Source organism: Arcobacter thermotolerans (genome assembly GCF_983172305.1).
The window spans coordinates 61,276-73,799 of sequence record NZ_CFAFZJ010000001.1 but is presented as its reverse complement, the minus strand read 5'-3'; the positions used below and the strand labels follow the sequence as shown (position 1 = coordinate 73,799).

The window sequence follows — 12,524 nt, the reverse complement described above, 5'->3', positions numbered from 1 at the left end:
AAAATGTCAAATAAAGTAATTGGAATAGAATATACACTAAAAGATGCAAAAACTGGTGAACAACTAGATACAAATGTTGGACAAGCGCCGTTAGAGTTTGTTTCAGGAAAAGGTCAAATAATAAAAGGTTTAGAAGATAAACTTGTAAATATGTCTGCAAATGAAGAGGCTGATGTTTTAGTTGAGCCTAAAGATGGTTATGGTGAGTATAATGAGGAAGCAGTTCAAACTTTACCAAAAGAGCAATTTGCTGGAATTGAGTTAAGTGAAGGAATGAGTCTTTATGGTCAAGGTGAGCATGGAGAGACTATTCAAGTAGTTGTAAAATCTTTTGATGATACAAGTGTAACAATTGATTATAATCATCCAATGGCTGGAAGAACTTTAATGTTTTCAGTTGCAATATTAAGCTTAAGAGATGCAACAGAAGAAGAGATTCAATCAGGTGTTGTTGGTGGATTTGCTGCTATGGGTGGTGGATGCTGTGGAGGAGGTGGTTGTGGAACTGGACATGACCATGATGATCACGATCACGGACATAGCCATGGTGGTGGTTGTGGAACTGGTGGTGGACACGGTGGATGTGGTTGCCACTAATTTATTTTTATAAATAAATAAACTATAAAATTGCCCAAGTGTAGTGATACATTTGGGCAATTTAATTTTAAAACAAGAGGTTAAAATGAAAAAAGTTGCTTTTATATTCCCTGGACAAGGAAGTCAAACGATTGGTATGGGAAGAGATTTTTTTGAAAATAGTGATACTGCAAAAGAGATGATAAAAAAAGCAAGTGAAAGATTAAATATAGATTTTGAAAAACTTCTATTTGAAGAGAACGAAAATCTAGGAAAAACTGAGTTCACTCAACCTGCTATTTTACTAGTTAGTTCAATTGCTCTTGCAGTTTTTAAAGAAAAATGTAATATAGAACCAGAGTTTGTTTTAGGCCACTCATTAGGAGAATTCTCAGCTTTAGTTGCTGCTGGTGCAATTCATTATTTAGATGCAATTGAGCTTGTAAATAAAAGAGGTACTTTTATGACGGAAGCTTGCAGTGGTGGTGGTGCTGGAATGATGGCACTATTAGGTTTAGATGACGAAAAAGTTGAAGCTATGTGTAAAGAGCAAAGAGAAGCTGGAAAAAAAGTTTGGCCAGCTAACTACAATATGGATGGGCAACTTGTACTTGCAGGTTTAAAGGCTGATTTAGAGTCTTTAGTTGATACTTTTAAAGCTGCTGGTGCAAAAAGAGCATTAGTTTTAGATATGAGTGTTGCAAGTCATTGTGAACTACTTCAAAGTGCTGTTGAAAATCTAAAACCTTATTTACTTGAGTACCTAAATGATGAATTTTTAGATGTTATTTCAAATGTAAGTGCTGAAGTTTATAATACTAAAGATGAGGCAATTGAACTATTATCTTCTCAACTAATTAGTCCTGTGAAATATAAACAATCAATCAAAGCGCATGATAGTAAAGTTGATTTATATATTGAATTTGGAAATGGTGCTGTTTTAAAAGGTTTAAATAAAAAAAGCTCTGAAAAACCAACTTTAAATGTATCTGATATGAAAACTTTAAATGAAACAATAGAGGTTTTAAATGACTAAATTAGCAATTATGGGAGCTATGCAAGAAGAAATTGATCCTCTTTTAGAGTTCTTTAAAGATTATAAAACTATTGAGTATGCAGATAATAAGTATTATGAGGTAAATTATAAAGGTTTTGATATTGTAATTGCACACTCTAAAATTGGAAAAGTATTTGCAAGTTTAACAGCAAGCACTTTAATTCAAAAATTCTCTTGTGATACTCTACTTTTCTCAGGTGTTGCAGGAGCAATAAATCCAAAACTAAATATTGGTGATATGATAGTTGCTACAAAACTTTGCCAACATGATTTGGATATAACAGCTTTTGGACATCCTAATGGTTTTGTTCCAGGTGGAAAAGTTTTTGTTGATAGTTCTAAAGAACTTTTGGAAATAGCAAAAAAAGTAGCAGTTACTGAGAACTTAAAAGTTATTGAGGGAGTTATTGCAACTGGTGATCAATTTGTTCATTCAAATGAGAGAAAAGAGTTTATTGAAAAAACTTTTAATGCTGATGCTTTAGAGATGGAAGGTGCTAGTGTTGCTGTTGTTTGTGATTCATTAAATGTTCCTTTTTTTATTTTAAGAGCTATTAGTGATAGTGCTAATGGTGAAGCAAATTTTGATTTTGATGAGTTTTTAAATAGCAGTGCAAAAATATCAAGTAACTATTTAGTAAAAATCGTAGATGAGTTGATTAAAAAATAGTTTAATACTATTTTGTGTAGGATTATTCTATACTTCTTTTAAAATTTTTAAAGGATTTTATATGGAAAAACTACACAGAATTGAGAAAGATTTTTTAGGTGAAAAAGAGATAGAGTTTGATAAATATTATGGAATCCAAACTCTAAGAGCAAAAGAAAATTTTAATATTACTACAATTGGAATAAACCTTTTTCCAAATTTTATTATCTCTCTTGCGAAAGTTAAAAAAGCTTGTGCTTTAACAAACTTTGAGTTGGGAGATTTAACACAAATCCAAAAAGATGCAATTGTTAAAGCTTGTGATAAAATTATCGCAGGTGAATTTCATGATCAATTTATAGTTGACCCAATTCAAGGAGGAGCTGGTACATCTACAAATATGAATGCAAATGAAGTTATCGCAAATATAGCTTTGGAAATTTTAGGAGAACAAAAAGGTTCATACAATATTATTCATCCAAATAACCATGTAAATATGAGTCAATCTACAAATGATGCATACCCAACTGCAATTAAAATTACACTTTATGAACTAATTTTTAAATTACAAGATAGTCTAAAAATATTACGAGATGCTTTTTATGGAAAAGCTGTTGAATTTAAAGATATTTTAAAAATGGGAAGAACTCAACTTCAAGATGCAGTTCCAATGACTTTGGGGCAAGAGTTTAAAACTTATGCAACAATGATTGATGATGATATAAATAGGCTTTCAAAAGCTCAAGAACTTCTAAAAGAGGTAAATCTTGGGGCAACAGCTATTGGAACTGGAATAAATACAAAACCAGAGTATCAAAAACTTGTAATTAAACATTTACAAGATGTTACAAAAACAGATTATTATATGGCAAGAGATATGATTGAAGCAACTCAAGATACAAGTACTTTTGTACATATCTCTGGAAGATTTAAATCAATTGCTATAAAAGTATCAAAAATTTGTAATGATTTAAGACTTTTAAGTAGTGGTCCACGTGCAGGTTTAAATGAGATAAATCTTCCTCCAATGCAACCTGGAAGTTCAATAATGCCTGGAAAAGTAAATCCAGTTATGCCTGAAGTTGTAAATCAAGTTGCTTTTGACGTAATTGGAGCTGATGTTACAATATCAATGGCAAGTGAGCATGGACAACTTCAACTAAATGTGTTTGAGCCAATAATTGCATATAAACTATTTATCTCTATAAATATGATGAGAAGAGCATTTGAAAGTTTAGCTGAAAAGTGTATCAAAGGAATTACAGCAAATCCTGAAGTTTGTATGAATAATGTTTTAAACTCTGCAACTTTGGTAACTTCTTTAAATCCGATTTTGGGATATGAAAAAAGCTCTGCTGTTGCAAAAGAGGCTTTAAGAACTGGAAAAAGAGTTTATGATATTTTGTTGGAGCAAAAACTATTTACAAAAGAGGAGTTAGAAGAACTTCTTCAACCAAAAAATATGGTTCATAACTATGATAAAATCTAAAATCACAGTTATAAATACAGGAGGTACCTTTAATAAAAGGTACAATCCTATAACTGGAGAGCTTGAGGTTCCAAAAGATAGTTTAGCCTTAGATGAGATTATAAGTTACTGCTATAACATAGATTTTGATGTTTTAAATATCATCTCTAAAGATAGTTTAGAGATGAGTGATGTTGATAGAGAACTTATAGTAAGAACTATAAAAAATTGTAAAAATCAAAATATTATTATAGTTCATGGAACTGATACAATAGATTTAACGGCAAAATATTTAGATGAAAGAATAAAAAACAGAAATATAGTTTTAACAGGAGCTATGCTTCCAATCTCTATAAATAAAGTAGAAGCAACTCTAAATTTTTCACAAGCAATTGGTTTTCTTAACTCAAATTGTGAAAATGGTATTTATATATCAATGCATGGAAGTGTAAAAAACTATAAAAAACTTATAAAAAATAGAGAGCTAGGAAAATTTTTAGAGAAATAAATATATTAAAAATTTCTCTAATTTTAGCTATTTAAAAACTCTCCATCTACATAAAGCCAAATATTACTCTCTTTTAAAAATCTACTTTTTTCTATAAAAGAGATATCTTTTTTATTTTGAAACAAAGTAGCTTTAAATGTTACAAAGCTTTCAATTTCACTATCTATAAAATCTAAAATCTCTAGATTTTCAAAACTAGTATTTTTGCAAAATAGTTCAATATCTTCTTTCCAAGATGAGGTATTTAAAGAAAAATCGCAGTTTTTTTGATGAGTTGTTTTTATAATATAATCACTTTTACAAAAAGCAAAAGCACTAAATCTTGATTTCATAAGCTCTAAAGCGTTTGAAGGTTTTTTTATATTATCATGAAAAATTTTACAACATTTTTTATATTTTTTTAAACTTCCGCAAGGACAAATAGAGTTTACACTAAGTTTCAAAATAATCCTTTTTAATCTTTATATAAGAGTAATATTTAAACAAAGCTGTTTAAATTTATTAAGAATCTAATTTTAAAAGAAATTTACCTCTTTTTAGATAAAATCTAGCCTTAAAATTAAAAAATATAAAAAAAAGGATACAACCTATGGCATTATATACATGTGGACATATTATTCCAGATTCTGATTCAGTTTGTTCGGCTATCTCTTTAGCATATCTATTAAATAAAATTGGAAGAGCTGCAATACCTGCACGACAAGGTGAGTTAAATCCAGAGACAAAATTTATTTTAGATAAGTTTGGATTTGAAGCGCCAGTTTTAAAAACTTCATTTGCAGGTGATGAGCTTTTTATTACAGATTATTCAGATATCGCTCAAGCTCCACAAGATTTAGATAAAACAACAGTTGTTGGAATTGTTGATCATCACAAACTAGGTGATATTACAACTTCAGCTCCACTAGAGTGTTGGATTAGACCAGTTGGTTGTACAAATACTATTGTAAAAGAGATGTATGATTATCATAAAGTTGAAATTCCTGCAAATATTGCTGCTATTATGATGTGTGCAATTTTAAGTGATACAGTAATTTTTAAATCACCAACTTGTACTGCTCTTGATATTCAAGTTGTTAAAGAGTTATCAAAAATTTGTGGAATTGAAGATTTTGGTGCACTTGGTATGGAGATGTTTAAAGTTAAATCTGAAGTTGAAGGTACACCAGTTAGAGATTTAGTTATGAGAGATTACAAAAACTTTGATATGCATGGATTTAAAGTAGGAGTAGGGCAACTTGAAGTTGTAGATGGTTCTGTATTTGATAAAATCAAAGATGATTTATTGGAAGATATAAAAAAAGTTAAAGATGAACAAAATCTTCATACAGTTGCACTTTTATTAACTGATATTATGAAAGAGGGAAGTGAAGTATTGGTTGTATCAAATGATACATCAATTTTTGAAAAAGCATTTAACTGTAAACTTGAAAATGGAAAAGTTTGGTTAGATGGTTGTTTAAGTAGAAAAAAACAGATCATTCCTTTCTTAGAGCCTGCGTTTGCTTAAGATATAAAAGCCTTTTGGCTTTTATATCTTAATTCCTTAGGAGAAAAAAATGAAAAAATATTTAATAGAATTTTTAAAAGATATAGGAATAGAGCCAAATTTAATTGCAATGAGTATCTCTATTTTACTTATTATTGCAATTACTTCTATAGTAATCCACCTAGTTTTACATAAAATTATCTTAAAAGCTATCAAAAAACTTGATTTGAAAAAGAGAAATATTATTACTACATCTTTGCTTGAAGAGAATTTATTTCAAAGATTAGCTCTTGTTTTTCAAGGATTGGTTGTATATTGGCAAGCAACTATTTGGGTTGAAAAAGGTGCGATTTATGAGACACTTTTAACCATCTCTTTGGTTTGGATAACAATTTTTGGACTTTTGGCAATATACTCTTTGATAGATAAAACATTTAAAACTCTTCATGCTGCAACAGAAGTTCAATTTTTTGCTATGAGAACGATTATTCAAAGTATAAAACTTATTTTTGGAATAATTGCACTTATTTATATAATAGCTATTTTGGCTGATAAATCACCAGTTGCCATACTTAGTGGTTTGGGAGCTATGTCAGCAGTTCTTATGTTGGTTTTCAAAGATACAATCTTGGGATTTACAGCAGGTCTTCAACTAAGTACAAATAAGATGGTACAAATTGGAGATTGGATAGAGATGCCAAAATATGGGGCAGATGGAGATGTTATTGATATTGGATTAAATGTTGTAAAGGTGCGAAACTTTGATAAAACAATTACAACTATTCCAACTTATGCTTTGGTTTCAGATAGTTTTAAAAATTATAGAGGTATGCGAGAATCAGGTGGAAGAAGAATAAAAAGAGCTATAAAAATTGATATACATAGTATTAAATTCTTAAGTGAAGAAGATATAAAAAGGCTTGAAAAAGCGAATCTTTTAGCGCCTTATTTACAAGAGAAAAAAAATGAGATAAAAAATTATAACGAATCAAATAAATTTGATTTAAGTGTTGCAATGAATGGACGAAGACTTACAAATATTGGAACATTAAGAGCGTATATTTTGACATATTTAAAAAATCATCCAAATATAAATAAAGATATGACAATAATGGTTAGACAATTAGCACCTGATGAATATGGAATTCCACTTGAGATATATTGCTTTACTTCTACAACAGTTTGGGCTGATTATGAAAATATACAATCAGATATTTTTGATCATATCTATTCTGTTTTACAAGAATTTGATATAAAACCATATCAATATGGATAAAAATATATAATTGAAAATATTTTCAATTATATATTAAAGTTTAAAAAATGAAAAGTTACATATTTAAAAACCCAAAACTAGACTTTATAGAGTTACGATATGTAGAAGATATAAAAGATTGTGTAAAGATGCATTTACACGAAGAACTTACAATCACTGCAATAAAAAAAGGTTCATTAAATCTTATTTTTAATGATACTTTTATTGAACTAAAACCAAATAAAATAGCCATCATAAATAGTCAAGTTCCACATAGTGCAACAACAAATGAAAAATCAAAAGATGGATATGTTTTATACTTGAAAAAAGATTATCTAAAGAATTTAGATTTTAATTTCTCATCAGCTTTTGAGTTAATCAAAAATAAAAATATCTATAAAAGTTTTATAAAATTATGTGATTGTTTACTTGATAGTAAAATATCTTTGATAGAAAAAGAAGAAAACCTTTATCTATTTTGTCTTGCATTTTTCTCTTTTGAACAAACAGAACAAAACTATAAAGAAGAATCGACTTTAGCAATGAATATAAAAAAATATTTAGATGAAAATTATCTTGAAGAGTTTATTTTAGATGAGTTAGCTTTGAAGTTTGATTTAACAGTTGTTCATCTAATACGAGTATTTAAAAAAGAGTTTGGACTTCCAATTCATTCGTATATTTTAAATAAAAAAGTTCATCTTGCAAAAGAGTTATTGACTTCAAATATTTCTATTTCTCAAATAGCACAAAATAGTGGTTTTTTTGACCAAAGCCACTTAAATAGAAGTTTTAAAAGAATATTTCAAATTACACCAAAAGAGTATCAAAAAAATATTTTTTCAAAATGTTAATTTTGTACAAGATTTTATTTTTTGTAAAAGTTATAATTTGCAAAATTTAAAAAGGAGTTTATCATGGATGTAAATATTATAAAACAAATTATCTCTTTTTCTCTCCTCTGCCTCAAAACTTTCTGATACTTAAAAATATAAAAAACAAATCAAAAAATAAAAATTATAACGGAGTAAACCATGAGTTTCAAAAAATATCAACAATATCCAAATGTACAAAATTTTAAAAGAGAGTGGGCAGATAAAACTATAACACACGCACCAATTTATTGTAGTGTAGATTTAAGAGATGGAAATCAAGCTTTGATAAATCCTTTAACGGTTGAGCAAAAATTGGAGTATTTTAAAGCTTTGGTAAAAATGGGCTTTAAACAAATAGAGGTTAGTTATCCAAGTGCTAGTCAAACAGATTTTAACTTTACTAGAAAATTAATCGAAGAGGATTTAGTGCCAGATGATGTGGCTATTCAGATTTTAATTCCTGCAAAAAGAGAGTGGATTAAAAAAAGTGTAGAAGCTATGAGTGAAGTAAAAAATGGGATTTTTCATTTATACAATCCAACAAATGAGTTTCAAAGAAGAGTTGTTTTTCAAAAAAGTGATGATGAGATAATTCAAATGGCTATTGAAGCTATGCAATATTTAGTTGAACTAACAAAAGATTTTAAAGGAAAAGTAACTTATCAATATTCACCAGAAAGCTTTTCTCAAACTACTTTAGAGTTTGCTGTAAAGATTTGTAATGAAGTTATAAATGTGGTAAAACCTACAGTTGAAAATAAGATGATAATAAACTTACCAAATACTCTTGAAGCTTGTACAGCAAATGTTTATGCAGATAGAATAGAGTGGATGTGTAAGAATTTACACAATCGAGAAGCTTTGATAATCAGTGTTCATCCTCACAATGATAGAGGAACTTCAGTAGCAAGTGCTGAGTTAGCTGTACTTGCAGGAGCAGACAAGATCGAGGGAACATTGTTTGGAAATGGTGAAAGAGCAGGGAACTTAGACATAATAAATTTTGCTTTTAATATCTATTCACAAGGAATTGACCCAAAACTTGATTTATCAATAATTGATGAGGTAAAAGCTATGTATGAAGAAAAAACACAAATTTTGGTGCATCCAAGACATCCATATGTAGGTGATATGATATTTACTGCTTTTAGTGGTGGACATCAAGATGCTATAAAAAAAGGAATAGATTTTTATAGACAAACAAATAGCCAAAGTTGGAATGTACCATATTTACCAATTGACCCAAAAGATATAAAAAGAGGGTATGAAAAAGTAATACGTGTAAACTCTCAATCAGGAAAAGGAGGAGCAAGTTTTATAATAAGTGAATTTTTAGGTGTAAATATGAACAAAGATGAAGCTATAAAATTTGGTTTAGTGATAAAAGAAGAATCTGATAGATTAAAAAGAGAGTTGAAAAAAGATGAGATAATAGAGATTTATAAAAATTATCTAAGTAAATAAAATGAAGCTTTTTGTAACTAATATTTTTAAGTCAAAGCAAATTAAAAAAATTGTATGCTATAACGTTTTAAAATTTAAATAAAGGATATTATATGAAACACGAATTAATGAAATTACCATATGCAAGTTTAGCTCCACTTATGTCAGATGAGACGTTGGAGTATCATCACGGAAAGCACCATAACACTTATGTTACAAATTTAAATAACTTAATTGCTGGTACAAAATTTGAAGAAATGAGTCTTGAGGATATTGTAAAAAATTCTGAAGGTGGATTGTTTAATAATGCTGCTCAAGTATTCAACCATGATTTCTTTTTTAATGGTCTAACTCCAACTCAAGGTGCAATTCCAGCATCTGTTGAATCAGCTTTAACAAAAGCTTTTGGAAGTGTTGATAAATTTAAAGAGGAGTTTACAGCTAAAGCTATTGGACAATTTGGTTCAGGATGGGCTTGGCTAGTTCTTGATAAAGGTGATTTAAAAATTGTTACAACTTCAAATGCTGGATGTCCTATCACTGATGGTTTAAAACCTGTTTTAACATGTGATGTATGGGAACATGCATATTATATTGATACAAGAAATGCAAGACCAAAATTCTTAGAAAATTTCTGGAAACTTGTAAACTGGGATGTTGTAGCTAAACATTTAGCATAAAAAAAGTATGGATTTTTCCATACTTTTTTATATAAAATTAAAATATTATTTTAAGTTATTCTTTACTACACTTTTTTGAACATTTAGCATCAAGACTAAATTTACCAGCTCCAATAAACATAATAGAAATAGAAGTCAAAAGATAAATTAAAGCTAACTCTATAACAGGTCCACCAGTTTTTCCCAAAGCAAAAATATCATTGCTATGAGCTAAGAATATAGCAAAAACCATTGTTAAAGCAAAAAATAAAGATGAAATTCTAGTAAATAATCCAATGATTATTAAAATAGGAAATAGAATTTCTCCTAAATATACACCATAAGCAAAAAACTCTGGTAATCCAGCTTGAGTAACCAAGTATTTAATCCCATCTATTCCATTAAATAACTTAAAAAATCCATGAAATAGCATAAGTCCTGCTATACTTACTCTTAAAATTAGTTTTCCTATATCTTCATTTAGCATACAAGATAGTTTATTTTCACAACTCTTCATAATTAATCCTTTAAAAAAATTTTTAGAATTGTAGCTAGTTTATTCTTAAGCTAATTACTAATTAGTAATAAAATTTATAAAACGGATATTATTTATCCTTTTTAAATAGAGATATAAATTTTGATAAAAGTAGATATATTTTTGATTTAAAACTTCTATTTTTATCTTGTTTGTTTAGATATTCAACAATTTTTGTATGTCCAAACATTGAAGCAAATGTTATAGCGGTTGTACCCATTCCACTATTTTCATTAATATTTGCACCAGCTTCAACTAAAATTTTTACAATATCAAAATAGCCTTTGAAACAAACACCAGCAAGTGGTGTTTGTCCTCTATCATTCTTTTTATCTACTTCTGCTTTATATTCTAATAGCATTTTAGTAGTTTCAAAATTTCCATTATATGAAGCTAACATCAAAAGAGTATTGCCTTTGTGATCTGTTAGATTAACACTCATTCCAGCCTCAAGCATAGCTTTTAAATCTTGCGTTTTACCAACTCTTGCAAAATCAAGTGCTAAAATTTGTAGCTCTTCATATCGCTTTAACTCTTCTTGTGAAACTTCCATATAAAAACCTTATATTCCTAAAGCTTTTTTAACACCAGCTGCATAATCAGGATGTACTTTTTCAAAAAGTGCAATTTGTCTATCAACAATATCTCTTGGTACACCAGCCATTGCATCTTTTATATTTGAAAATAGTTGCTCTTTTTGACTACTATTCATAAGTAAAAATAGTGCTCTTGGTTGAGAAAAATCATCATTTCCAACTCTATGGTCATATCTTTTTGCAATATCTCCAACAACTAAATCTGGCTCTAAATAACTTTTATCTTCAACTGGTCCATCAAAGCTATTTGGCTCATAAAATGCCTTTGTAGGCTCTTTTATATCAAAATTCATACTTCCATCAAGATTATATGTATTTACCTCAACTATTGGTCTATTTACAGGTAACATCTCATAGTGTGTTCCAACTCTATATCTTTGAGCATCTGGATATGAGAAAATTCTTGCTTGTAGCATCTTATCAGGAGAATAAGAGATTCCAGGAACTATATTTGATGGGCTAAATGAAGCTTGTTCAACTTGTTGGAAGTAATTTTTTGGATTTTCATTTAAAGTCATAGTACCAACTTTAATCATTGGATAATCACCATGAGGCCAAACTTTAGTTAAATCAAACGGATTAAATGAACATTTTTTTGCTTCTTCTTCACTCATAATTTGGATCTCAAAACTCCATTTTGGGAAGTTTCCTTTTTCAATATTTTCAAACAAATCTCTTTGATTTGATTCTCTATCTTTTCCAACTATTGCTTCTGCCTCTTTATTTGTTAAAGTCTCTATTCCTTGAAGAGTTTTGAAGTGAAATTTAACCCAAAATCTCTCATTTTTTGAGTTTATTAAACTATATGTATGAGAACCATAACCATTTACATTTCTATATGATTTAGGCAATCCTCTATCTGACATTAGAATTGTAACTTGGTGTAAACTCTCTGGGCTTAAACTCCAAAAATCCCACATTGCAGTATTACTTCTTAGATTTGTTTGAGGATCTCTTTTTTGAGTATGAATAAAATCAGGGAATTTATAAGCATCTCGTACGAAAAATACTGGAGTATTATTCCCAACTAAATCCCAGTTACCCTCTTTTGTATAAAATTTAAGTGCAAAACCTCTTACATCTCTTTCAGCATCCGCAGCACCTCTCTCACCTGCAACTGTTGAAAATCTTAAAAGTAGTTTTGTTTTCTCACCTTTTTGTAAAACTTTTGCTTTTGTATATTTTGAAATATCTTCTGTTATTTCAAGAACTCCAAAAGCTCCACTTCCTTTTGCGTGAACTACTCTTTCTGGAATTCGTTCTCTATTTTGATGTGCTAATTTTTGAATTAATTGATAATCTTGTAATAAAACAGGACCTCTTTCACCTGCTGTTAAAGAGTTTTGGTTATCAGCTATTGGATTTCCGCCTGTTGTTGTCATTGTTTTTTTCATGTATAGCCTCCTTAGATTAA

14 protein-coding genes are annotated in these 12,524 nt (G+C 29.0%); 10 read left to right on the top strand and 4 right to left on the bottom strand.

What is annotated here, in order from left to right; translation table 11 throughout:
- The first annotated feature begins 3 nt into the window (after window positions 1-3).
- The 5 genes from AC5LG6_RS00415 to AC5LG6_RS00395 all read left to right on the top strand — a co-directional run bounded on the left by AC5LG6_RS00415 (window position 4) and on the right by AC5LG6_RS00395 (window position 4,258).
- The gene (locus AC5LG6_RS00415; RefSeq protein WP_141053569.1) at window positions 4-597 is read left to right on the top strand and encodes an FKBP-type peptidyl-prolyl cis-trans isomerase; all 594 of its coding nucleotides are present in this window, start codon (window positions 4-6) and stop codon (window positions 595-597) included.
- A gap of 85 nt (window positions 598-682) precedes the next feature.
- Window positions 683-1,612, top strand: a complete 930-nt coding sequence (fabD, locus tag AC5LG6_RS00410; RefSeq protein ID WP_498585415.1) for an ACP S-malonyltransferase — start codon at window positions 683-685, stop codon at window positions 1,610-1,612.
- Window positions 1,605-2,303 carry a 5'-methylthioadenosine/adenosylhomocysteine nucleosidase gene (locus tag AC5LG6_RS00405; protein WP_066221840.1) on the top strand — a complete coding sequence of 233 codons (699 nt, stop codon included), beginning with the start codon at window positions 1,605-1,607 and terminating at the stop codon, window positions 2,301-2,303. Before fabD ends, AC5LG6_RS00405 begins: the two co-directional genes overlap by 8 nt.
- A gap of 61 nt (window positions 2,304-2,364) precedes the next feature.
- The gene (aspA, locus tag AC5LG6_RS00400; protein ID WP_066221843.1) at window positions 2,365-3,771 is read left to right on the top strand and encodes an aspartate ammonia-lyase; all 1,407 of its coding nucleotides are present in this window, start codon (window positions 2,365-2,367) and stop codon (window positions 3,769-3,771) included.
- Window positions 3,758-4,258 carry an asparaginase domain-containing protein gene (locus AC5LG6_RS00395; RefSeq protein ID WP_498585414.1) on the top strand — a complete coding sequence of 167 codons (501 nt, stop codon included), beginning with the start codon at window positions 3,758-3,760 and terminating at the stop codon, window positions 4,256-4,258. The genes aspA and AC5LG6_RS00395 overlap by 14 nt, the downstream gene beginning before the upstream one ends.
- A 23-nt stretch (window positions 4,259-4,281) precedes the next feature.
- Here AC5LG6_RS00395 and AC5LG6_RS00390 read toward each other — a convergent pair whose 3' ends face one another.
- Window positions 4,282-4,701 (bottom strand): YchJ family protein, encoded by a 420-nt coding sequence (locus tag AC5LG6_RS00390; protein ID WP_498585413.1) that lies wholly within the window; start codon window positions 4,699-4,701, stop codon window positions 4,282-4,284.
- Window positions 4,702-4,847: 146 nt separating this feature from the next.
- Here AC5LG6_RS00390 and AC5LG6_RS00385 point away from each other — a divergent pair, with 146 nt between their 5' ends.
- The 5 genes from AC5LG6_RS00385 (at window position 4,848) to AC5LG6_RS00365 (ending at window position 10,000) form a co-directional block, all read left to right on the top strand.
- On the top strand, window positions 4,848-5,768 hold the full coding sequence (locus AC5LG6_RS00385; RefSeq protein ID WP_498585412.1) for a manganese-dependent inorganic pyrophosphatase: 921 nt from the start codon (window positions 4,848-4,850) through the stop codon (window positions 5,766-5,768).
- Between the two features lie 49 nt (window positions 5,769-5,817).
- Entirely contained in the window at window positions 5,818-7,023 is a 1,206-nt protein-coding gene (locus AC5LG6_RS00380) for a mechanosensitive ion channel family protein (protein WP_187471591.1), read from the top strand.
- A gap of 47 nt (window positions 7,024-7,070) precedes the next feature.
- A complete protein-coding gene (locus AC5LG6_RS00375; protein ID WP_498585411.1) occupies window positions 7,071-7,856 on the top strand; it encodes a helix-turn-helix domain-containing protein in 786 nt (261 codons plus the stop codon).
- A gap of 180 nt (window positions 7,857-8,036) precedes the next feature.
- Window positions 8,037-9,341 carry a 2-isopropylmalate synthase gene (locus AC5LG6_RS00370; protein ID WP_498585410.1) on the top strand — a complete coding sequence of 435 codons (1,305 nt, stop codon included), beginning with the start codon at window positions 8,037-8,039 and terminating at the stop codon, window positions 9,339-9,341.
- A 92-nt stretch (window positions 9,342-9,433) separates the two neighbouring features.
- Window positions 9,434-10,000: a superoxide dismutase gene (locus tag AC5LG6_RS00365; RefSeq protein ID WP_066404626.1), complete on the top strand. Its 567-nt coding sequence runs from the start codon at window positions 9,434-9,436 to the stop codon at window positions 9,998-10,000.
- A 55-nt stretch (window positions 10,001-10,055) separates the two neighbouring features.
- Here AC5LG6_RS00365 and AC5LG6_RS00360 read toward each other — a convergent pair whose 3' ends face one another.
- From AC5LG6_RS00360 to AC5LG6_RS00350, 3 genes are all read right to left on the bottom strand, one after another.
- Window positions 10,056-10,496, bottom strand: a complete 441-nt coding sequence (locus AC5LG6_RS00360; protein ID WP_066157591.1) for a DoxX family protein — start codon at window positions 10,494-10,496, stop codon at window positions 10,056-10,058.
- 88 nt (window positions 10,497-10,584) lie between these two features.
- Window positions 10,585-11,067, bottom strand: coding sequence for an ankyrin repeat domain-containing protein (locus tag AC5LG6_RS00355; protein ID WP_498585409.1), 483 nt, complete (start codon window positions 11,065-11,067; stop codon window positions 10,585-10,587).
- A 9-nt stretch (window positions 11,068-11,076) separates the two neighbouring features.
- Entirely contained in the window at window positions 11,077-12,504 is a 1,428-nt protein-coding gene (locus AC5LG6_RS00350; protein ID WP_498585408.1) for a catalase, read from the bottom strand.
- Window positions 12,505-12,524 lie beyond the last annotated feature (20 nt).